The organism is Hymenobacter terrigena (assembly GCF_054776515.1).
In genome coordinates this window covers 22,736-44,013 of record NZ_BAAHBU010000006.1, presented here as the reverse complement: position 1 = coordinate 44,013, position 21,278 = coordinate 22,736, and the positions used below count along the sequence as shown (strand labels likewise).

The 21,278-nt window shown below is 60.1% G+C and carries 21 protein-coding genes and 1 pseudogene; 19 read left to right on the top strand and 3 right to left on the bottom strand.

All coding sequences use genetic code 11. The features are described from left to right. Positions 1 to 64: 64 nt before the first annotated feature. A complete protein-coding gene (locus tag ACYU7Q_RS21195; RefSeq protein WP_460611459.1) occupies positions 65 to 3,697 on the bottom strand; it encodes a T9SS type A sorting domain-containing protein in 3,633 nt (1,210 codons plus the stop codon). A gap of 241 nt (positions 3,698 to 3,938) precedes the next feature. On the opposite strand from ACYU7Q_RS21195, the gene ACYU7Q_RS21190 reads away from it, so the two are divergent. From ACYU7Q_RS21190 to pruA, 9 genes are all read left to right on the top strand, one after another. Next, entirely contained in the window at positions 3,939 to 4,733 is a 795-nt protein-coding gene (locus ACYU7Q_RS21190; RefSeq protein WP_460611458.1) for a DUF2520 domain-containing protein, read from the top strand. 70 nt (positions 4,734 to 4,803) lie between these two features. Continuing rightward, a complete protein-coding gene (locus ACYU7Q_RS21185; protein ID WP_211531860.1) occupies positions 4,804 to 5,139 on the top strand; it encodes a 2Fe-2S iron-sulfur cluster-binding protein in 336 nt (111 codons plus the stop codon). Positions 5,140 to 5,255: 116 nt separating this feature from the next. After that, a complete protein-coding gene (gene iscX, locus ACYU7Q_RS21180) occupies positions 5,256 to 5,492 on the top strand; it encodes a Fe-S cluster assembly protein IscX (RefSeq protein WP_460611457.1) in 237 nt (78 codons plus the stop codon). Positions 5,493 to 5,640: 148 nt separating this feature from the next. Beyond that, the gene (locus tag ACYU7Q_RS21175) at positions 5,641 to 5,835 is read left to right on the top strand and encodes a cold-shock protein (protein WP_168673555.1); all 195 of its coding nucleotides are present in this window, start codon (positions 5,641 to 5,643) and stop codon (positions 5,833 to 5,835) included. Between the two features lie 153 nt (positions 5,836 to 5,988). Next, positions 5,989 to 6,927 carry a geranylgeranylglycerol-phosphate geranylgeranyltransferase gene (locus ACYU7Q_RS21170; protein ID WP_460611456.1) on the top strand — a complete coding sequence of 313 codons (939 nt, stop codon included), beginning with the start codon at positions 5,989 to 5,991 and terminating at the stop codon, positions 6,925 to 6,927. Positions 6,928 to 7,079: 152 nt separating this feature from the next. After that, complete coding sequence (locus ACYU7Q_RS21165; protein WP_460611455.1) at positions 7,080 to 7,775, top strand: YjjG family noncanonical pyrimidine nucleotidase; 696 nt, start codon at positions 7,080 to 7,082, stop codon at positions 7,773 to 7,775. Between the two features lie 31 nt (positions 7,776 to 7,806). Next, positions 7,807 to 8,355, top strand: coding sequence for a nucleoside/nucleotide kinase family protein (locus ACYU7Q_RS21160; RefSeq protein ID WP_460611454.1), 549 nt, complete (start codon positions 7,807 to 7,809; stop codon positions 8,353 to 8,355). A 36-nt stretch (positions 8,356 to 8,391) separates the two neighbouring features. Next, a complete protein-coding gene (locus tag ACYU7Q_RS21155; protein WP_460611453.1) occupies positions 8,392 to 8,817 on the top strand; it encodes a hypothetical protein in 426 nt (141 codons plus the stop codon). Positions 8,818 to 8,878: 61 nt separating this feature from the next. After that, positions 8,879 to 10,543, top strand: a complete 1,665-nt coding sequence (gene pruA, locus ACYU7Q_RS21150) for an L-glutamate gamma-semialdehyde dehydrogenase (RefSeq protein WP_460611452.1) — start codon at positions 8,879 to 8,881, stop codon at positions 10,541 to 10,543. Positions 10,544 to 10,698: 155 nt separating this feature from the next. Here pruA and ACYU7Q_RS21145 read toward each other — a convergent pair whose 3' ends face one another. Together ACYU7Q_RS21145 and ACYU7Q_RS21140 are read right to left on the bottom strand one after the other, a co-directional pair. Continuing rightward, positions 10,699 to 11,121: a response regulator gene (locus tag ACYU7Q_RS21145; protein WP_460611451.1), complete on the bottom strand. Its 423-nt coding sequence runs from the start codon at positions 11,119 to 11,121 to the stop codon at positions 10,699 to 10,701. Beyond that, entirely contained in the window at positions 11,102 to 12,661 is a 1,560-nt protein-coding gene (locus ACYU7Q_RS21140; protein WP_460611450.1) for a sensor histidine kinase, read from the bottom strand. The genes ACYU7Q_RS21145 and ACYU7Q_RS21140 overlap by 20 nt, the downstream gene beginning before the upstream one ends. A gap of 235 nt (positions 12,662 to 12,896) precedes the next feature. Here ACYU7Q_RS21140 and ACYU7Q_RS21135 point away from each other — a divergent pair. From ACYU7Q_RS21135 to ACYU7Q_RS21090, 10 genes and pseudogenes are all read left to right on the top strand, one after another. Further along, positions 12,897 to 13,286, top strand: a pseudogene (locus ACYU7Q_RS21135) (NADH-quinone oxidoreductase subunit A); the annotation flags it as partial. Positions 13,287 to 13,387: 101 nt separating this feature from the next. Beyond that, on the top strand, positions 13,388 to 13,945 hold the full coding sequence (locus ACYU7Q_RS21130; protein ID WP_201986275.1) for an NADH-quinone oxidoreductase subunit B: 558 nt from the start codon (positions 13,388 to 13,390) through the stop codon (positions 13,943 to 13,945). 73 nt (positions 13,946 to 14,018) lie between these two features. Then, on the top strand, positions 14,019 to 14,579 hold the full coding sequence (locus ACYU7Q_RS21125; protein WP_460611449.1) for an NADH-quinone oxidoreductase subunit C: 561 nt from the start codon (positions 14,019 to 14,021) through the stop codon (positions 14,577 to 14,579). A 93-nt stretch (positions 14,580 to 14,672) separates the two neighbouring features. Further along, positions 14,673 to 15,860 (top strand): NADH dehydrogenase (quinone) subunit D, encoded by a 1,188-nt coding sequence (gene nuoD, locus ACYU7Q_RS21120; protein ID WP_460611526.1) that lies wholly within the window; start codon positions 14,673 to 14,675, stop codon positions 15,858 to 15,860. A gap of 21 nt (positions 15,861 to 15,881) precedes the next feature. After that, a complete protein-coding gene (locus tag ACYU7Q_RS21115; RefSeq protein WP_460611448.1) occupies positions 15,882 to 16,454 on the top strand; it encodes an NADH-quinone oxidoreductase subunit NuoE family protein in 573 nt (190 codons plus the stop codon). Between the two features lie 30 nt (positions 16,455 to 16,484). Then, positions 16,485 to 17,825 (top strand): complex I 51 kDa subunit family protein, encoded by a 1,341-nt coding sequence (nuoF, locus tag ACYU7Q_RS21110; RefSeq protein WP_460611447.1) that lies wholly within the window; start codon positions 16,485 to 16,487, stop codon positions 17,823 to 17,825. 27 nt (positions 17,826 to 17,852) lie between these two features. Continuing rightward, positions 17,853 to 18,869 carry an NADH-quinone oxidoreductase subunit G gene (locus tag ACYU7Q_RS21105; RefSeq protein ID WP_460611446.1) on the top strand — a complete coding sequence of 339 codons (1,017 nt, stop codon included), beginning with the start codon at positions 17,853 to 17,855 and terminating at the stop codon, positions 18,867 to 18,869. A 146-nt stretch (positions 18,870 to 19,015) separates the two neighbouring features. After that, complete coding sequence (gene nuoH / locus ACYU7Q_RS21100; protein ID WP_460611445.1) at positions 19,016 to 20,095, top strand: complex I subunit 1/NuoH family protein; 1,080 nt, start codon at positions 19,016 to 19,018, stop codon at positions 20,093 to 20,095. A 6-nt stretch (positions 20,096 to 20,101) separates the two neighbouring features. Then, positions 20,102 to 20,680, top strand: coding sequence for a NuoI/complex I 23 kDa subunit family protein (locus tag ACYU7Q_RS21095; RefSeq protein ID WP_460611444.1), 579 nt, complete (start codon positions 20,102 to 20,104; stop codon positions 20,678 to 20,680). 84 nt (positions 20,681 to 20,764) lie between these two features. Further along, on the top strand, positions 20,765 to 21,274 hold the full coding sequence (locus ACYU7Q_RS21090; protein ID WP_198067260.1) for an NADH-quinone oxidoreductase subunit J family protein: 510 nt from the start codon (positions 20,765 to 20,767) through the stop codon (positions 21,272 to 21,274). Positions 21,275 to 21,278: the final 4 nt, after the last annotated feature.

Sequence of the window (21,278 nt, the reverse complement as noted above, 5' to 3'; positions counted from 1 at the left end):
TAGGACACAAAAAAAGGGCCGCCCAATGGGCGGCCCTTTTGCCGAAGTGTAGCGCAGCCGAAGCTTACTTCACAATCGAAATCTGCTGCTGGGTGTACTCCTCGCCGTTGCGGACTTTGATGGAGTAAATGCCCGAAGCGAGCGAGGACAGGTTCACGCTGTTGCTGAAGTTGTCCTTGGCCGAGCCCGTATACACGCGCTGACCGAGCATGTTGGTTACTTCCACGCTCATGGCCTGCTTGGCGTTGGCCCCGTGGATTTCGAGGTTGAACACGCCCGTGTTGGAGGGGTTCGGGAACACGCTCACGGCGCGCTTCAAAGCCTCCGAGGTAGCCAGCGGACCAGCCGAGATGCTGAGGTCATCGATGGCCAGGAAGCCCTGGTCGGCCTGGCTGATGGCGTGGAAGCCCACGTAGTAGTTGCCAGCCGTGGCGGGCGTGATGTCAAGCACGGCCGGGGTACTGGCGTTGCGGGCCAGCACGTAGGTGGCGCTGGTCATGTTGGGGTTGTTGTAAATCAGGTTGGTCTGGCCGGCAGGGGTAGCGGCGGCGCCGTACTTCACTTCCAAGGCCTCGGTGTAGGTGCTGGCCACGCGGTAGTAGAACGAGAGGCGGTAGGCCTGCGTGGTGGTCAGGCTCAGGGCCGGGGTGAAGAACCAGTCGTTGGCCGCCACCGTGTGCGTGGGGCCCACGTTGTTGTAGGAGTACACCATGGCGTTGGGGGCCGAGCGGGCCACGCTGGTGGTGGCCGGGTCTACCACGCTGCTGGTGGCGCGCCAAGTGAAGCCGTCGTTGTTGCTATCCGTGACGGTGATGCCGCAGGGCAGCGTCTGGCCAGCGACTATGGCGTCGAAGTTCTGGGTATATGGGAACGCCGCGATGGTGGGCGGCGTGCAGGCCGTGGTCACGCGAACGGGGCCACCCAGGCCGCTTTGCGACGTGGCGCTGCAAATGGTCTGGATGTAGAAATCGTAAGTGGTGCTGGGCGACAGGCCGGCCAGCGTGTAGGTGGTGCCGGTGAAGGTGGGCGAGGTGGTGCTGCCCGCGCCGCCGGGCGTGAAGCCCGGAGCCCCGTAGATAATCTGATAGCCAGTGGCAGTGGCCGCGGCCGTGAACGAGAACGAAGCCGACGTGGGCGTGCTGCCCGTAGCGGTCAGGCCCGTAGGCGTGGGGCAGGCGTTAGGGGCCGACGTTTCGGCCTCAATCATGTATCGCGAGTTGTTGCTGGCTGCATCAACCGGGGCCGTAGGCGTAGTGGTCGTGAGGTTGACGGTGTAGAAAGTAGCCGGGCGGGCCGGCGTTTCGTCCTGCACAGCCAGCGGGAACACGGCGGTGCTATTGGCGGGAGTTACAAAGGCCACGCCCACAAGGAAATCACCAGCCGGCACGTTGGCCGTGAGGCCGAAGGTGTGCAGTTGGCCCAGGTCGGCGGTAGTCAGGGTGTAGTCGGCTGAGCGGCCAATCAGGGCCCCGGTCGTGGCGTTCACGACCACGCCGTAGGCGACGGTGTTGCTGGTCGACAGGTTGGTGTCGTTGTAGATGAAAGCACGCACGGCCGTGATATCACGCGGGGTGTTCACAGTGAGCTTGGAGCAGAAGGCAATGGTGCGGGCCGCCGTAGTTACCGGTACCCCGAAAGCCCCGGTGGGGGCTACGCCGGGGGCGATGAACGAGAACTTGGTGGGACTGGTGGTCATGGCCTGGGCCACCGAGTTGTTGCCGGCCACGTCGTCGTTGGGCACGGTAACGGTCACCGTGTTAGCCCCGGCGTTGGGCAGAGAGATGTTGGTAAAGGTCAACACGCTGGTGGCACCCACGGCCAGCGAGGTCGCGGTCTGGGTCTGGGTGAAGGTGTTGGCGCCGCTGATGGTCAGTGTAACCACGGTGGGGGTGGTGATGGCGGCAGCTCCGGCGTTGCGCACCACGGCGCGCAGGCTAAAGGGGTTGCCGGCCGGCACGGCCACCGAGCCGTAGCCCTGAATTTCGTTCACGGCGATGTCGTTGTTGGCCGGTGCAGACGTCACGGCTTCCAGCATGAAGCGGGCATTGTTGGCCGCGCCGTTGTCGGTGGGAGGATTGGTCGAAGAAATGCTAGCGCTGTAGAACAGGCCCGTGCGGGCCGGGTTCTCGGCTTGGTAAGCCATGGGATACACCTGGAATCCTCCGGCCTGCACCACTTGTGCCAAGCCCACGAGGAAGCTGCCGGCCGGCACCGTGGGCGGCGACGTAATGGTAAACGTGTGCAGTTGGCCCAGGTCGGCCGCCGTGATGGTGTAATCGGGCGAGCGCCCTAGCAGCGCCCCGGTAGTCGCATCAACGACCACGCCGAACACGACGGTGCTTTGCTGGCTGTTGGCGGCATTGGGCACTAGGTTGACATCGTTGCCAATCACGGCGCGGACGGCCGTTACGGCCCGGGTGGCATTCACCGTGAACTTGCCGCAGAAAGCGCTGGTGAAGCTGGCAGCCGGCGAGAAGCCGTAGCTGCTGGTTTGTGGCACACCGGGCGCGATGAAAGAGAAGTCCGTGGCGCTCGTCTGCATAGCCTGCGAGAACGAGTTGTTGGTGTTGTTGCCGTCGCTCGGGACCGAGATAGTCACGGTGTTGGCACCCACGTTGGTCAGCGAGATGCCCGTGAAGTTCACTACGGCAGTACCGTTCACCGCCAGGGCGGTGGCATTCACGGTTTGGGTGTAAGTGTTGGCTCCGCTGATGGTGAGCGTAACGGGGAAGGCGGCCAGGCTCGTATTGCCCGCGTTGCTCACCTGGCCCCGGATGGAGAAGGGGTTGCCTACCGGCACCGCCATCGAGCCGTAGCCCTGAATGTTGTTGGCAGCTGCGTCGTTGGGCACTTGGATGGTGAAGCGGTAGGTGCGGCCCGGGTCGGGCAGCACCGTGCCGCGGATGTTGTGGGCGTTGACCCCGGTAGCCGCATAAGCGCCAGCCGAGAACAGCGTGCCCGACCACGGCGACACCGAAGACTTGGTGCCTACAATGGCTTGGGCGGTAGAACCGTCAGTGCCCTTGATACCCACCGTGATGAACTTGGGGTTGTCGGTGGCAACGGCACCGGCCGTGGCCGTGCCGTACACGAAGTCAATCTGGTTGCTGGTTTCGTACAGCTTTACCTGGAACGAGAAGTTGGCATACTGCGTGGCCACCGTGGTCGTGCCGGCCAGGCGTGGCTTATCGGCCACATTTTTCCACTGAATGGTGCACACGCGGTTGGGGGCCGTGCCGGTCGTAACCACCCGGTACTCGGTACCACCGGCCGAGCCAGCCGTCAAATCCTGGTTGAAGGGCAGAATCAGGTTGGCGTCGGTGCTGTTGAGCGGGCCGTTGATGGTGCTGTTGGCCCCATCGGTGAACTGGGCACCGGCCGGAGCCGTAGCCCCGAGCTCGATGAAGCCGTTCGTATTCAGCACAAACTGCGTGAATGCCGCGCCGTTGTAGTTGAAGGTGAAGCCGATGTTCTGCGCCGCCGAGTTGGCATCATCGGTGTTGGCTGTGGCAATGGCAGTGCCCGTCGTGCCAAGGTCAACGTAGGCGGTGGCACCACCGGCAAAATTGGTCGTACTGGTGGCCGAATACCCAAACTGCGCATGCGCAGAGGTAGCCGCCCCGGTCACAAACAGCGCAGCCAGCGCTAGTTGCCGAAGGCGCGCATTTGGCCTACGGCGATTGTATTGGTGAGTCATTAAAAGAGGGAGTAAAATGGGTGAATAAGGAGATTATGAAGCTAAGTAAAAGGGCTAAACTGACCTTTGTGCAAGTCGCCTTACAGACCGGACAGTAGCTTTGGGGCTACAAGTTGCTAAACTTTGGGCACAAATCAGTGAGCCCGCTCCTTTTTGCGGCTGCCTTAGCCATTGCACTGGCTGCAAGTAGGATAGTTAACCATTTGTTCTTTTTATTTATATCATATTTCATCATTAATTAATGACAAAAGGTCCGCCAACTTCTCTGCGAATTGGCTTATTTGGTACCGGCCGCGTGGCCAGTCAGCTGGCCCCGGCGCTGGTGGCCGCTGGCCACCAAATCGCCTTCGTGTGGAGCCGCACGGCGGCCGCTGCCACCGCCCTGACCGCCACACTCCCCGCCCCCCCGGCGCTGGCCACCCTGGCCCCGCCCCTGCCCCTGGCCGATGTGTACCTGCTGGCCGTGCCCGATGCGGCCGTGGAGCCGCTACTCGCCAGCATCCACTGGCCCGAGGGTGCCTTGGTGGCCCACCTGGCGGGCGCGTTGCCGTTGTCGGTTTTTGCCGCGCAGCCGGCGGTGCGCGGCGGCGTGCTCTATCCGCTTCAGACCTTCAGCCCGGGCCGGGCCATTGACTGGCCCACGGTGCCGCTCTGCATTGAGGCCGCCACGCCGGATGCCGAATCCACCCTGCGGGCCTTGGCCGACAGCCTCAGCCGGCACGTACTTCGGCTCGACTCAGCTCAGCGACTCAAGCTGCACGTGGCGGCTGTGTTTGCCAACAATTTCACCAATCACCTGTTGGGCATTGCCGATGCCTTGCTGGCCGAGGCCGCCCTGCCGCCGGAATTGCTGGCTCCGCTGGTGCGCGAAACGGTGGACAAAGCCTTGGCCAATCCACCCTTTACGGTGCAAACCGGGCCGGCAGTGCGGCGCGACGCGCCTACGCTAGCCGCCCACCACGCGGCCCTGGCGGCGCACCCGGCCTGGCAGGCGCTGTATGCGCAGCTCACGGCCAGCATTCAGGCCCAGCTTTGATGCCGGGGCCGGGAGGAGTACCTTTGCGGCGGCAAATGCCGTGTTTTTTTCGTCTTTTTTGATTCCTGTTTTGTCCGTTTCCGCCACCACCATCACCTTCCAGTTCAGCGACGGCCAGCCGGCCCAAACCCACGTGGCGGCCTCCGGCGAGTCGGTACTCGACGTGGCCCTGAACAACGGCATCCAGCTCCAGCATAACTGCGGCGGCGTGTGCGGGTGCAGCACCTGCCACGTCTACATCAACGCCGGCGGCGACGACCTGCCCGAGATTTCCGACAAGGAAGAAGACTTCATCGACCGCGCCGAGAACCCACGCATCAACTCGCGCCTGGCCTGCCAGTGCGTGGTGGAGAAGGACATGCAACTTGTTGTGACCATCCCGCCCCAGCATTTCCTGGGACACTAGTTTTTAGGGTGTGAGGGTATGGGGCGTAAGGGCAAGAGGCTAAGCAAATACCAATGCTTGCCCGTTCCTACAAAACCCCTGCCCTCCTGCCCCCATACCCTCTTACCCTTAACAACATGCCCCATTTCGAGCCGCCCATGCACTGGGCCGACCACGAGGATATCGCCATGGCGCTCTACGAGAAGTTCGGCGACGACTTCACGGAAGCCAAAATCTACCGTATTCGCTTCACCGAGCTGATTGAGTGGGTGTTGAGCCTGGACAACTTCGACGGCACCCGCGAGCAGTCCACCGAAGGCCACCTGGAGCAAATCCAGGCCAAGTGGGTGTACGAGTGGCGCGATAACCAATAGCGGAACTACGGACGAGCCTAAGCCCGTAATCGGCCAACCCCGCGTTGGCTTCCCGCGTAAGCGGTTTTGAAACGGCTGTTTATTGCTATTTCAGGCCTTTCCGCAGCCTTTACCCGGGCGGTTTTTCTTTTCCATTTTGTTTTTTTGCATGAAAACCGGCATCATCAAATTTTTTAACGAAGCCAAAGGCTATGGCTTCGTGACCGACGACCAAACGAAAGAAGACTTTTTCGTACACGTAACGGGCCTGAACGGGACCACAGTGCAACAAAATGACCGGGTGGAATTTGAAACCCAGGAAGGCCGCAAAGGCATCAACGCCGTGAACGTGCGCAAAATCTAAGCTTGAAAACACTCTGATGGCTGCATCACGCGCCATCGCAAAAGCCTCTCCCGCAACGGAGAGGCTTTTTTGTGCCCGGCGCACTCCTCCCACACGCAGGCAGCCCGCCACTTCTGCCGACCTTTGCACTTCGCCTGCCCCGTGCTTCTGCCGATGAATCCGCTGCCCCCCAAGCCGCCCGCGCCCGCCCTGCCCCCGCCGCCCCCTACGGAGCGACTGCGCACGGCCCTGCCCACGCTGGTGCGCTGGCCCAACCTGGTCATTATGCTGCTGTGTCTGGTGCTGGTGCGGGCCGGCCTGCTGCTGCCCGAACTGCCGCTGCGCGAGTCCCTGCTCAACCGGCGCTTCGGGCTGCTGGTGTGGGCGGCGCTGCTGGTAGCGGCGGCCGGCTACATCATCAACGACTATTACGACGTGAAAATTGACGCCATCAACCGTCCCGACCGGCTGGTGATTGGGCGCGTGGTGAACCGGCGCATGGCCATGCTGGCCCACTTGGTGCTGAGTGGCGTGGGCGTGCTGGTGGCCGGCTGGCTGCACCCCGTGCTGGGCCTGGTCACGCTGGGCACGGCGCTGCTGCTGTGGGGCTACTCGGCGCGCTTCAAGCGGGTGGCGCTGGTGGGCAACCTCAGCATTGCCACCCTCACGGCGGCGCTGGTGCTGCTGCCCGAGCTGCAATTGCAGTTGGAGCGGCATGACGGCCACAGCGTGGTGTGGCCCTACGCGCTGGCCGCCTTCCTGCTCACCATGGTGCGCGAAATCGTGAAAGATGTAGAAGACATGCGCGGCGATGCCCAGCACGGCTGCCGCACGCTGCCGCTGGTGTGGGGCGTGGCCCGCACCAAGTGGGTGGCCGGTTTTTTCCTGGCGAGTTTGGCGTTGCTTACGCTGGGCGCTACGGGCCGGCTTTTGGTAAGCGGGCACTGGCCGCTGGGCCTGTGGCTGCTGCTGCTGGTGCTGCTGCCCATGGCCCAACTAACGCGCCTGCTCATTCGGGCCGACCGGCGGCGGCACTTTCGCCACCTGAGCACGTTCTGCAAAGGCATCATGCTGGCCGGCGTGCTGAGCATGGCCCTGGCCGGGTCGCTCTGATGGGCACAACTAGGCCAAAGGCACGGTCATGCAGAACGTAGCGAAGCATCTTGCCCGCTTCGTTGTTTCAATTGAATTAGCGGTAGCCCGCGAGATGCTTCGCTACGCTCTGCATGACCGTTGATAATTCATAATTTATAATTCAAGATTCTTTGAAGACCTACCGTCACCTCTTCTTCGACCTCGACCACACGCTGTGGGACTTCGAGAAAAACGCTAACGAAACGCTGCGCACGCTCTACGAGCGTCACAACTTTGCCCGCTACAACAGCTTCTCGGTAGAGGAATTTATTCGGGTGTACAGCGACATCAACCACGCCCTCTGGCGCTTGTACCAAAGCAATAAAATCACCCAAAGCCAGCTGCGCGAAGTGCGTTTCAGCCGGACGCTGACGCGACTGGGCGTGCCGGAAGCGGAAATTCCGGCCACCATTTCGGCTGAGTTCACCGACATTCTCCCTCAGAAATCGGCCGTCTTCCCCTTCACGCACGAGGTGCTCGACTATTTAAAACCCAAGTATCGCCTGCACCTCATCACCAACGGCTTCAACGACATACAAGGCATTAAACTGGCTTCGTCGAACCTGACGCATTATTTCGAGGAGGTCATTACCTCCGAGGAAAGTGGCTGCCTCAAGCCCGACCCGCGCATGTTTGCCCACGCACTGGAACGCACCGGCGCCAGCGCCAGCGAAAGCCTGATGATTGGCGATAACCTCGAATGTGACGTCTTGGGCGCGTATAATGCCGGCATCGACCAGGTTTATTTCAACCCCGACAAGCGCCGGCATTTCAATCAGATTACGCACGAAATAAGCTGCCTGAGCGAACTGAAGGGCATTCTATAATTCGTCCGTCATCCCGAGCACGTTCTCATCCATGGTAAATCTCATCGGCCTCTCCGGCCGCCGGGGCAGCGGCAAAGACACCGTGGCCCGCATCCTGCAAGAGCTCCAGCCCGAGCGCAACTGGCAGATTCGCTCCTTCGGCGACTCTATCAAGTCCGTTTGCGCCGCCCTCACGGGCGAGGCCGTGGCCCCCTACTACACCCAGGAAGGCAAAGCCGAACTGGTGCCCACCTTTCACCGCACCCGGGGCGAAATGCTCCAGCAAGTGGGCCAGGCCCTGCGCTCGTGGGAGCCCCTGGTCTGGGTCGATGCCTTTTTCGCCGGCCTGCCGGCCAATGCCTTCGTGCTGGTGCCCGACGTGCGCTTCGCCAACGAGGCCGACCCCATCCGGACCCGCGGCGGCCTCATGTTGCGCGTGGAAGGCGACCCATTGCACCAGCGCGGCGATGGCACCCGCGACGACAACCACCCCAGCGAAATTGCGATGGACGACTACCCGCATTTCGATTTCACGCTCCACAACAACGGCTCTTTAGACGACCTCACACAGCAGGTACGCGAGCTAATGGGGCGGCTGTAGACACCATTTGTATCCACGCTCATTATAGCAACTCTTATGATTGCCAAAACCCTGATGCAAATGGTCCTTTTCTTAATCAGTATGCTGATGATTGGAACATTTCTTCTAGAAACAACTGGGCGCTGGAGTGCTAGTAAAGGTCCATTAGTCACAGCGCGCCTAAAGAATAAAGTTGAAATTATCAACCCTAAAGCGGCAAATAACACTTATAAACTTGAGTTGGAATTCAAAAGGAAAAAGGGTGATTCTGTTACCGCTACTACCGAAGTAAGCCAACATGTTTACGCGACATGTAGCACAGGAAGTCTGATTCCGATTCATTACCAGCTCAACGCCCCCGAGAATACTATTGTGGCAGCGGAAGGATGGTTTGAGTGGAGGACCTTGGCCATTCTGGCTTTTGGGCTGGTGCTACTTTATGCTTGCTTTAATGTTAAGGAAGGCAGGAAAGCGGTTCCGTAACAAAGGGGCTTTATAAACTGCCTTTACCTTTGCCCCACGCCCACTCAAACCTAATTCAATTATGGCCAACGGCTTTTTCAACGTCCCCATCCCGATTAACGAACCCGTCAAAGGCTACGCGCCCGGCTCGAAAGAGCGGCTGGAGCTTCAGCAGCAGCTCAAGAGCCTGCGCGGGCTGGAGCTGGACATTCCCATGCACATCGGCGGCAAGCAGGTGCGCACCGGCAACCTTAAGCGCATCAGCCCGCCGCACGACCACCAGCGCACCATTGGCCACTTCCACTACGGCGATGCCAGCCACGTAACCCAGGCCATTGAGGCTGCCCTGGCCGCCCGCACCGCCTGGGCCGAGCTGCCCTGGGAACACCGCGCCGCCATCTTCCTCAAAGCCGCCGACCTGCTGGCCGGCCCCTACCGCGCCCGCATCAACGCGGCCACCATGCTGGCCCAGAGCAAAAACGCCTTCCAGGCCGAAATCGACGCCGCTTGCGAGCTCATCGACTTCTTCCGTTTCAACGTGCACTTCATGCGCCAGGTGTACGAGCAGCAGCCCGAGAGCCTGCCCGGCATGTGGAACCGCCTGGAGCAGCGCCCCCTCGAGGGCTTCGTGTTTGCCCTCACGCCCTTCAACTTCACCTCCATCGCTGCCAACCTCCCCTCCTCTGCGGCCATGATGGGCAACGTAGTGGTCTGGAAGCCCGCCGACACGCAGGTCTACTCGGCCCAGGTGCTCATGGAGCTGTTCGAGGAAGCCGGCGTACCGGCCGGCGTCATCAACCTGATTTATGCCGACGGCCCAGTGGTGGGCGACGTGGTGTTCAAGCACCCCGATTTCGCTGGCATTCACTTTACCGGCTCCACCAAGGTCTTCCAAACTATCTGGCAGGAAATCGGCCAGAACATCCACCGCTACAAATCCTACCCCCGCATCGTGGGCGAAACCGGCGGCAAGGACTTCATTGTTGCGCACAAGACGGCCCACGCCAAAGCCGTGGCAGTTGGCATCTCGCGCGGCGCGTTCGAGTACCAGGGCCAGAAATGCTCGGCTGCTTCCCGCGTTTACCTGCCTTCGAACCTCGCAGATGAAATCCTGGGCTACGTGAAAGAAGACCTCGCTTCCTTCAAAATGGGCGACGTGGAAGACTTCTCGAACTTCATCAACGCCGTCATCAGCGAAGTCTCCTTCGATAAGCTCGCTAAATATATCGACGGCGCCAAAGCCGACCCCAACGCCGAAATCATCGCCGGCGGCGGCTACGACAAATCGAAAGGCTACTTCATCGAGCCTACCGTCATTCTGGCCAAAGACCCGAAATACATCACGATGTGCGACGAGCTGTTCGGCCCGGTCGTGACGGTGTTCGTCTACGACGCCAGCAAATTCGAGGAAACCCTGGAGCTGGTCGACACCACGTCACCCTACGCCCTCACCGGGGCCGTGTTCGCGCAGGACCGCTACGCCATCGACCTGGCCTCGAAGAAGCTGGTGCACGCCGCCGGCAACTTCTACATCAACGACAAACCCACCGGCGCCGTGGTAGGCCAGCAGCCCTTCGGCGGCGCCCGCGCCTCCGGCACCAACGACAAAGCCGGCTCCATCCTGAACCTGCTCCGCTGGGTATCGCCCCGCGCCATCAAGGAAACCTTCGTACCCGTGACGGACTACCGCTACCCCTTCCTCGGCTCCGAGCCAGCCGAGGATTTGAACCGCGACAAAGGCCTGTAAGCCGAAACAGAACGGCCCGCATCGAGTGATGCGGGCCGTTTTTGTTTTATTAACTCTGTTTTGATAAGCCGGGTTTTCCGGGTCGAAGCAGATGCTCATCTGAGTGATGTCGCTGTCTTCGTATACGTCCTGCAAGCGCGGGCCACGGCCCCCAATCAGCAGTCGCAGGGTTCGTCATCACCCAGCACGCCATCACCATCACCAAACCGGGACTGAATGGCGCGGATTTCTTCGCTATCCAAAGGCTTATGAATCAGGCCTGCCACCAGGGCGTATTGCTTTGATTTCTCCAGGTCTTTCAGCGCCAGCGACGAGGTGAGGATGTAGATGTGGCAATTGCCGCGCAACGCCTCTTGGTAGGGAGTCAGGGCATCGAGAAATTGCCAACCGTTCATCAGCGGCATGTTCAGGTCCAGAAACACGACTTTGGGTACGGCCTGGCTTCTCCCTACTAGCTTGTCCAGCGCCTCCCGGGCCGACTGAAACGTGCAGATGCAATTGGAAAACCCTTCGGCTCGCAACAGCGTCTCGGTGAGGTAGATGGCGAGGTCATCGTCATCAATGAGGTAGGTTTTCATCCGCATGGAGCCTGAAATGGAGAGTGAATTCGGTGCCTTCATCGGGGCGACTGGCTACGGACACCTGCCCCCCCATCGCTTCCACGTGCGCCCGCACCAGATACAGGCCGATGCCGCGCCCGGCCTGCCCCGCATGAAAGCGCCGATAAAGTTGAAAAACGTTGTTACCGGCCTGCTGCCGGTCAAAGCCCGAGCCGTTATCGCGCACCCTGATGGTCAGCCCTTCTCCGGGTGTCACGGTGGCCACGATGTCGATGCGCAGCGGCCGGGCATCGGCCCGGTACTTGATGGCGTTGGAAATTAGGTTGTGAAAGATACTATGAAAATAGGCCCGGCTGCCAGCCACGCGCAGGTCGTCCGGAATCTGGAGGTGCAGTTCGCCGCCCGCCGCTTGCAGCGTCTCCTGCAAGCTCAGCAGCGCCTGCTGGCACACGGCGGCCAGCGGCACCGGTTCGGGCCGGTAGCCGGCCTGCTCGTCGCGCACCGACAGGATGTCATTCACATCATTCAGCACCTCATCAAGCAGCCGTAGGCTCGTACGCAGGTTGTGCAGCGACGTATCAAACACCGCCGACTGCTTATCCACCCGGGCCAGTAGTTCACTAAAACCCAGGGCATTGGCAAGCGGGGCCCGCAGGTTATGCGACACGATGTAGGTAAACTGCTGCAAGTCGGCATTCTGGCCGATTAACTTCTCAGTCATCAGCCGTTGCTGTCGTTCGGCCTGCTTGCGCGGCGTGATGTCCTGCATGGCCCCAATCATGCGCACAGCCTGTCCCGTCCCATTGCGCAGCAGGTAGCCCCGGTCAAATACCTCGGCCCAGGTTCCATCGGCCCGCCGGAACCGGTACTCCTCCTGCCAAAATAGGTTCGTGGTTTCAAATACCATTCGGAGCAGACCCGTCACGGTACGTGCGGTGTCGTCGGGGTGCACGCTGTCGGCCCATTTGCTGAAAGGCGTCGGGTTTTCGGTGAGTTGATGACCAAATAAATCCTCAAATCCCTCCCCCCAATACAGCGTACCGGCGGCCACGTTCCAGTCGTAGATGGCGTCGGTGGTGGCCTTCAACGCATATGAAAACCGCTCGTTGCTGAGGCGCAGCGCCGTTTCTACCTGCTTTTCCTTGGTCAGGTCATGCACCACGCCCACCAGTTGGCAGCAGCGGCCCTGCTCGTCGGGCACCGGTGTCACGCTCACTTCGCCCGTCACCCGGCCGGTGGGGTAGTCCGACGTTTCCTGCCACACCACGCGCTCCATGCTGGCAATGGCCTCGCGGTACTTGCCCAGCACCAGACTGAGCGAGGGCTCCGGAATGATGTCCTCCACGTATCGCCCCAGTACCTGCTCTACCGGCAGGCCGGTGGTTTTCTCAAATGCTTGGTTGGCAAATACAAACCTATAGCGCCCCTCGCCCTCCACATCCAGTACGAACGTAACATCAGCAATGGCATTAAAAAGGACCGAAAGCTGATGCTCCCGCTCCACCAGGGCCGCTTTGGTCGCCGTGAAGTCCCCCAAAGAATCAGCAGAATCAGACATGGAAAGGATAGAATGATAAGGGCCAGCTTGCCCCTAAAGAAAGCACATTCAATCCAAATAAAAGCCAGTAATGGGCCGAATATTTCCGCCCGTTGTTATCGCGGCAGTCCGCCATCACGGGTCCAAACTGGCCGTCACCGAAGTGGTTCACGTTTCAACATTGCGCCCCAACCCCGTGGGCGCTACCTTTGCCCTTCAGCGCCCGTGAGGCCTGTTTGCTATATAATTGACCACTATGTACCTAGCCCTGCCGGCTGCCAATTATCAGCCCTCCGATTATCTTCCCATTGTCATCCAATTCGGTCTGGCCCTGGCATTTGTGGCCTTCGCCATGGTGGTTTCGCACCTGGTAGGCCCCAAGCGCCACAGCACCGTGAAGGACGCCTCCTTCGAGTGCGGCATCGAATCGGTGGGCAACGCCCGTACCCCGATTTCGGTGAAATACTTTCTCACGGCCATTGTTTTCGTGCTTTTCGACGTGGAGGTTATCTTCATGTACCCTTGGGCCGTGAATTTCCGCGAGCTCAATAAGGACGGCTACTACGGCTTCATCGAGATGATAATCTTTATGGCGCTGCTGCTGGCCGGCTTTTTCTATATCATCAAAAAGGGCATTCTGCGCTGGAATGAAGCGCCGGCCGGCCAAACTTTCGTCAACGCGCCGGTGTTGGAAAACCGGCCCGCCCAAGTGGCGAAAGCCGCCTAATCTGATTGTCTCTTATAACTATGGCTGATAACCGAGTTCCTGAAATAAAAACCGTTGAGGCGCCCGAAGGCATCGAGGGCGCCGGCTTCTTCGCCACCTCGCTGGAAAAAGTGGTCGGCATTGCCCGCGCCAACTCGCTCTGGCCCCTGCCCTTCGCCACGTCCTGCTGCGGCATTGAGTTCATGGCCACCATGGGCTCGCACTACGACATTTCCCGTTTCGGCTCCGAGCGCCCCAGCTTCTCGCCCCGCCAGGCCGATTTGCTGATGGTGATGGGCACCATTGCCAAGAAAATGGCGCCCATCGTGAAGCAGGTGTACGAGCAAATGGCCGAGCCCCGCTGGGTGCTGGCCATGGGCGCCTGCGCCTGCTCGGGCGGCATTTTCGATTCGTACTCGGTGCTGCAAGGCATCGACCGCATCATCCCGGTCGACGTGTACGTGCCCGGCTGCCCGCCCCGCCCCGAGCAGGTGCTCGACGGCCTGATGCGCGTGCAGGACCTGGCCCGCAACGAATCCTTCCGCCGCCGCAACGCCCCTGAATACCAGGAGCTGCTGGCATCTTACAACATTAAATAGTCTGTATCAGGTAGTCGGCAGTCGGATAGAAAGGCCGCCTTTTTTCCGACTAGCTGGCTAATACCACCCCCGAATGAATCCTCAGGAATCTGCCGCCGCTCCCGAAGCGCCCGTTGCCGAAGACCCGATAAAGGCCCAGAACGCTCAGGTAATGGCGTTGCTAACCCGCCTGTTTGGCGAGGGCACCTTCACCGACGTGCACGAGCCCTACGGCCTGCTGACGGCGACTACCACGCGGGAGAAAATCCACGAAATCATTGCCGGCCTGCAGCAGGACCAGGAATTGAAGTTTCACTTCCTGACCACGATGTGCGGCATCAATTACCCCGAAAACGTGGGTAAGGAGCTGGGCATGATTTACCACCTGCACAGCATGACGAAGAACATCCGGCTCCGCCTGAAAATCTTCTTCCCGATTGCTGACCCGGTGGTGCCGACCCTGACCGACCTCTACAACACCGCCAACTGGATGGAACGCGAGGCCTACGATTTTTTCGGCGTCATCTTCACCGGCCACCCCAATCTCATTCGCATCCTTAACGTGGAGGACATGGACTACCACCCGATGCGGCGCGAATACCCGGTAGAAGACGGCACTCGCGAAGACAAAACCGACCTGTTTTTCGGCCGCTAGGCCCTTGGTAACTATATCATGGCAGTAAACGACGCCCTGGCAGGCACCCACAAGATTCAAGAAGAGGCCGCCGCCCAGCGCCCCGGCCAACTGATGCCCATTCTCAACGACTTCAGCCAGGAGCTGACGACGCTGAACCTGGGCCCCACGCACCCCGCCACGCACGGCATTTTCCAGAACATCCTGCAAATGGATGGCGAGCGCATCGTGTCCGGTGTGCCCACCATCGGCTACATCCACCGCGCCTTCGAGAAGCTGGCCGAACGCAAGCCGTTCTACCAGATTACCACCCTCACCGACCGGATGAACTACTGTTCGTCGCCCATCAACAACCTGGGCTGGCACATGACGGTGGAGAAGCTGCTCGGCGTGACCGTGCCGAAGCGGGCGCAGTACATCCGGGTGATTATGATGGAGTTGGCGCGTATTGCCGACCACCTTATCTGTAACTCGATTCTGGGCGTGGACACGGGCGCTTTCACCGGCTTCCTCTACGTGTTCCAGGAACGCGAGAAGATTTACGAAATCTACGAGGAAGTATGCGGCGCCCGCCTCACCACCAACATGGGCCGCGTAGGCGGCATGGAGCGCGACCTCTCCCCTGCCGCCCTCGCTAAACTCCGCGCCTGGCTGAAAAGCTTCCCGGCGGTGATGAAGGAGTTCGAAAACATGTTCAACCGCAACCGCATTTTCATGGACCGCGTGGTGAACGTGGGCCCGATTTCGGCGGAAAAAGCGTTGAGCTACGGCTTCACCGGTCCCAACCTGCGGGCCGCGGGCGTCGACTACGACGTGCGCGCCATGAACCCGTATTCGAGCTACGAAGATTTCGAGTTCGACATTCCGGTGGGCACCAACGGCGATACCTACGACCGGTTCATCGTGCGCAACGAGGAAATCTGGCAGAGCCTGCGCATCATCAACCAGGCCCTCGACAAGCTGCCCGACGGCCCTTACCACGCCGATGCCCCGCACTACTACCTGCCCACCAAGCCGGAAGTATACAAGAACATGGAGGCCCTGATTTACCACTTCAAAATCGTGATGGGCGAGATTGACGCGCCCGTTGGCGAGGTATATCACTCGGTGGAAGGCGGCAACGGCGAGTTGGGTTTTTACCTGATTTCGGACGGCGGCCGCACGCCCTACCGCCTGCACTTCCGTCGGCCCTGCTTCATTTATTACCAGGCTTACCCCGAAATGGCCGTGGGCACGACGCTGTCGGACGCCATTGTCATTCTCTCGTCCATGAACGTCATCGCCGGCGAACTGGACGCTTAGTTTTTGTTGAAATTGACTGCTATGGAGCCGACCACCGCGCCCACCAAACCGCAATTCTCCCCCGCCGCCCAGGCGGAAATCAAGCGCCTCCTCACGCACTATCCGGAAGACCGGAGCAAGTCGGCCCTGCTGCCGATTCTGCACATCGCGCAAGCCGAGTTCGGCGGCTGGGTGAGCCCCGAGGTACAAGACCTGGTGGCCGAAACTTTGAAAATCAAGCCGATTGAGGTGTACGAGGTGTCGTCGTTCTACACCATGTTCAACCTCAAGCCCGTAGGCAAGCATGTGCTGGAAATCTGTCGCACGGGCCCCTGCATGCTGCGCGGCTCCGATGAGCTGACGGCCAATCTGGAGCGCATCACCGGAGCGAAAGTAGGCGGCACTTCGCCCGACGGCGCCTTCACTCTGAAGGAAGTAGAATGCCTGGCTGCCTGCGGCTTTGCTCCCGTGGTGCAGGTGCGCGAGAAATACTACGAGCAGCTCGACACCCCCGAAGCGGTGGACGCCATGCTGAACGAATTGAAGAGTTTGGTGCATCGTCCGATATTGCCTTGGGAGGAAACGGGCCTGCCGAACTCCCTGAAAAACAACTAACAGCTGGCCATCAGCACAACGCTTAATCCTATGGGCCGCAAGCTATTAACTGAACATATCAACGTCGAAGGCATCAATACTTTCGAGGTGTACCGCAAGCACGGCGGCTACCGCTCCGTGGAAAAGGCACTCAAAACCATGACCCCGGATGAGGTGGTGGAGGAAGTGAAGAAATCGGGCCTGCGCGGCCGGGGCGGCGCGGGCTTCCCCGCCGGCATGAAGTGGAGTTTCCTGGCCAAGCCGGAGGGTGTGCCGCGCTACCTCGTTTGCAACGCCGACGAATCGGAGCCCGGTACATTCAAGGACCGTCAGCTAATGACAAAACTGCCGCATCTGCTGATTGAAGGCATGATTACGGGCAGCTATGCCTTGGGTGCGCGCACCAGCTACATCTATATCCGCGGCGAGTTGTTGTACGTGCTGCGCATCCTTGAGAAGGCCATTGCCGAAGCTTATGCAGCAGGTTTCCTGGGCGAGAACATCCTCGGCTCGGGTTACTCGCTCGATTTGCACGTGCACCCCGGTGGCGGGGCTTACATCTGCGGCGAAGAAACGGCGTTGTTGGAATCGTTGGAAGGCAAGCGCGGCAACCCGCGCAACAAGCCACCGTTCCCGGCCGTGCAAGGGCTTTACGCCCGCCCCACGGTGGTAAACAATGTGGAAACCATCGCAGCGGTGCCGGTTATCGTGAACGAAGGCGGCGACGAGTACGCCAAAATCGGCATTGGCAAGAGCACGGGGACCAAGCTCATTTCGGCCTGCGGCCACTTGAATAAGCCCGGCATCTACGAAATTGAATTGGGCCTGCCTGTTGAGGAATTCATCTACTCGGATGAGTACTGCGGCGGCATCTGGAAAGGCCGCGACCTGAAGGCTGTAGTGGCTGGTGGTTCGTCTGTGCCAATTCTCCCTAAAGAATTGATTCTGAAAACCGCCGCTGGCGAAAATCGCCTCATGACTTACGAGTCACTGAGCGACGGCGGCTTCGTGACGGGCACCATGCTGGGTTCGGGTGGCTTCATTGCGATGGACGAAACGACGTGCATCGTGAAGAATACCTACAATTTCTCGCGCTTCTACCACCACGAGTCGTGCGGACAGTGTTCGCCCTGCCGCGAGGGTACGGGCTGGATGGAAAAGGTGCTGCACCGACTGGAGCACGGCCACGGCTCGATGCACGACATCGACCTGCTGGTGAGCGTGGCCAAGCAGATTGAAGGCAACACCATTTGCCCGCTGGGCGAAGCAGCAGCGTGGCCAGTGGCTGCCGCGGTGCGCCACTTCCGCCACGAGTTCGAGTGGCACGTGACCAATCCCAAAGAGGCTACGGCCCCCGGCGCGGTTTATCGGGACGCGGCCGTATTGGCCTAATTATTATCGAAGATTATCCTCCTGAAAATGGCTAAAATAACGTTCGACGGCATTGAGGTGGAAGTTCCGGACGGAACCACCATCCTGAACGCGGCCCGCCAGATTGGCGGGGGCATCGTGCCGCCCGCCATGTGCTACTATACCCCGCTGAAGGGTTCGGGCGGCAAATGCCGCGCTTGTCTGGTGAAAGTTTCGGCCGGTTCGGCCAAAGACCCGCGCCCCATGCCCAAGCTGGTAGCCTCGTGCATCACCACGGTGCAGGACGGCATGGTGGTGGAAAACACCATCAACCAACAGGTGATGGACGTGCGTAAAGGCATTGTAGAAATGCTGCTCATCAACCACCCGCTCGACTGCCCGGTGTGCGACCAAGCCGGTGAGTGCAGCCTGCAGGATTTCGCCTTCGAGCACGGCGTGAGCACCACCCGCTACGAAGAAGAACGCCGCACCTTCGAGAAAATCGACATCGGCCCGCTCATCCAGCTGCACATGACGCGCTGCATCCTGTGCTACCGCTGCGTGTACACCGCCGACCAGCTCACCCCCGAGCGCGTGCACGGCGTGCTGGGCCGCGGCGATGCCTCGGAAATCGGCACCTATATTGAGAATATCATTGACAACGAGTTCAGCGGCAACGTTATCGACGTGTGCCCGGTGGGCGCGCTGACCGATAAAACCTTCCGCTTCAAGCAGCGCGTGTGGTTCACGAAGCCCGTGGACGCCCACCGTGACTGCAAAACCGACAAGTGCAGCGGCCGTGTAACCCTCTGGTACAAAGGCAAAGACGTATTGCGTGTAACGGCTCGCAAGGATGCTTACGGCGAGGTGAAGGAGTGGATTTGCAACACCTGCCGCTTCGACAAAAAGGAAACCTCGGACTGGGTGCTTGAAGGCCCGGCGCACATCAGCCGCGCCTCGGTGATTGCCCAGAACCACTACGAATTGCCAGTGGTGAACCCGCAGGTAATTCAGGACCTGCCCGAAAGCACTACCCGCGAGCTGGAGCGCAACCCGCCGCTGCGGTTGGGTGGTTTGAATAATTAAGTAGAACGATAATCAAAGAACGTCATGCAGAGCGCAGCGAAGCATCTTGCCCGCGCAACGCAATTTAATCAATAGGATTAATGCCCCGAGCAAGATGCTTCGCTGCGCTCTGCATGACGTTCTAACGACTTAGCAAATACCACAAAATGACTCTCCCCGCTCTGGGCTGGCAAGGCCTCGTCGTTCTGGCAACCTTCGGCATTTCGCTGCTGATTGCCACGTATTGCACCTACGCCGAGCGCGTAATTGCCGCATTCCTGCAGGACCGGGTGGGCCCGGACCGCGCCGGACCCTTCGGCCTGCTGCAGCCGCTGGCCGATGCCGTGAAGCTCTTCACCAAAGAAGAATTCTTTCCCGCCGGCGCCAACCGGGCACTGTTCGTCTTCGGTCCCTGCCTGGCGATGGTCACGGCGTTGATGTCGTCGGCGGTGATTCCGTTCGGCAATTTCCTGCAGTTCGGCGATACCATTGTGCACCTGCAAGGCATCGAAATCAACGTGGGTATGCTCTACGTGTTCGGCATTGTGTCGCTGGGCGTGTATGGCATCATGATTGGCGGCTGGGCCTCGAACAACAAGTTTTCGCTGTTGGGCGCCATCCGTGCGGCTTCGCAGAACATTAGCTACGAGCTGGCTATGGGCCTGGCCCTGATTGCCGTACTGATGATGTCGGGTACGCTCTCGCTGCGCGAAATCACCTTGCAGCAGTCGGTAGCCGGCGAGTGGCACTTCTGGAACATCACCAGGCAGCCGCTGGGCTTTGTTATCTTCATTGTGTGCGCTTTTGCGGAGACGAACCGCACGCCATTCGACCTGCCCGAGTGCGAAACCGAGCTCATCGGCGGTTACCACACCGAGTATAGCTCCATGAAAATGGGCCTGTACCTGTTTGCCGAGTACATCAACGTATTCGTGGCTTCGGCCGTGATGAGCGTGCTTTACTTCGGGGGCTTCAACTTCCCGTTCCAGTACGAGCTGCGCGATTGGTTGGTATCGAGCCGCGGCCTGGAGTTGGTGACGGCTCAGAACATCATCACCATCCTCGGGCTGGTGGGCCTGTTCGCCAAAATCTTCGGTTTTATTTTCTTCTTCATGTGGGTGCGCTGGACGCTCCCCCGCTTCCGCTACGACCAGCTGATGCGCCTGGGCTGGACCATACTCATCCCCCTGGCTATTTTCAACATCCTGCTCACGGGCGGCCTGATTACGTTCGGCGTAATTAAATAACGACTTATGGAATCCTTAAGCAAACGCGCCAAAGTCCTCGAAAAGAAGCCCATGACGCTGGCCGAGCGGGCTTACCTGCCGGCTATTTTCCAGGGCTTGTCGATTACGATGCAGCACTTTTTCCGGGCGGCGACCAAGAAGCAGGTCACCATTCGGTATCCGGAAGAGGTGCGCCCCTTCTCCCCCGTGTTCCGCGGCCTGCACGTGCTGAAGCGCGACGAAGCCGGCCGCGAGCGCTGCACGGCCTGCGGCCTGTGCGCCGTGGCCTGCCCCGCCGAAGCCATTACGATGGTAGCCGGTGAGCGCAAGAAAGGCGAAGAAGGCCTCTACCGCGAGGAAAAATACGCGGTGAGCTACGAAATCAACATGCTGCGCTGCATTTTCTGCGGCCTGTGCGAAGAAGCCTGCCCCAAAGCGGCCGTGTACCTGCAAGCCGATAAAATGGCCCCGCCGCGCTTCGAGCGCGACGAGTTCATCTACGGCAAAGACCGGCTGGTGGAGCCTGTGTCGCCGGATAACCGCTCGAAGCGCGGCATTCAGCTCACGCCCGAACAGGCTGATAAGCTGCGCGCGCAACTCGCATAATGTAGCGCGGACTTTTAGTCCGCGACTGGCATTTCTTCTTTTACCATTGCTCCACTCGCGGGCTAAAAGTCCGCGCTACTGCTTATGTCTCCTCTCTTCCTCTTTCTCTCGTTCGTGGCCCTGCTGAGTGCATTGGGCGTGGTGCTGGCCAAAAACCCGGTGCACAGCGTCTTGTTCCTCATCCTCACGTTCTTCACGCTCTCGGGTCACTACCTGCTGCTGAACGCGCAGTTCCTGGCCGCCGTGAACATCATCGTGTACGCCGGGGCCATCATGGTGCTGTTCCTGTTCGTGATTATGTTCCTGAACCTGAACGAGGACACCGAGCCGCACAAGCCCGCCCTGGCCAAGTTCGCGGCCGCCATCGCCGGCGGTTCGCTGCTGCTGATTCTGGTGGCGGCGCTGCGCAACGTGAGCCCGGCCGGCTACGACCCCACCAGCTTCGATTCGCAGATTGGCATGGTCGACCGCCTGGGCATGGTGCTGTTCAAGGACTATGCGCTGCCGTTTGAGCTGGCCTCCATCCTGCTGCTGGCCGCCATGGTAGGCTCGGTGATGCTGGGCAAGCGCGAGACGGGCGAGCGGAACTTCTAGACAG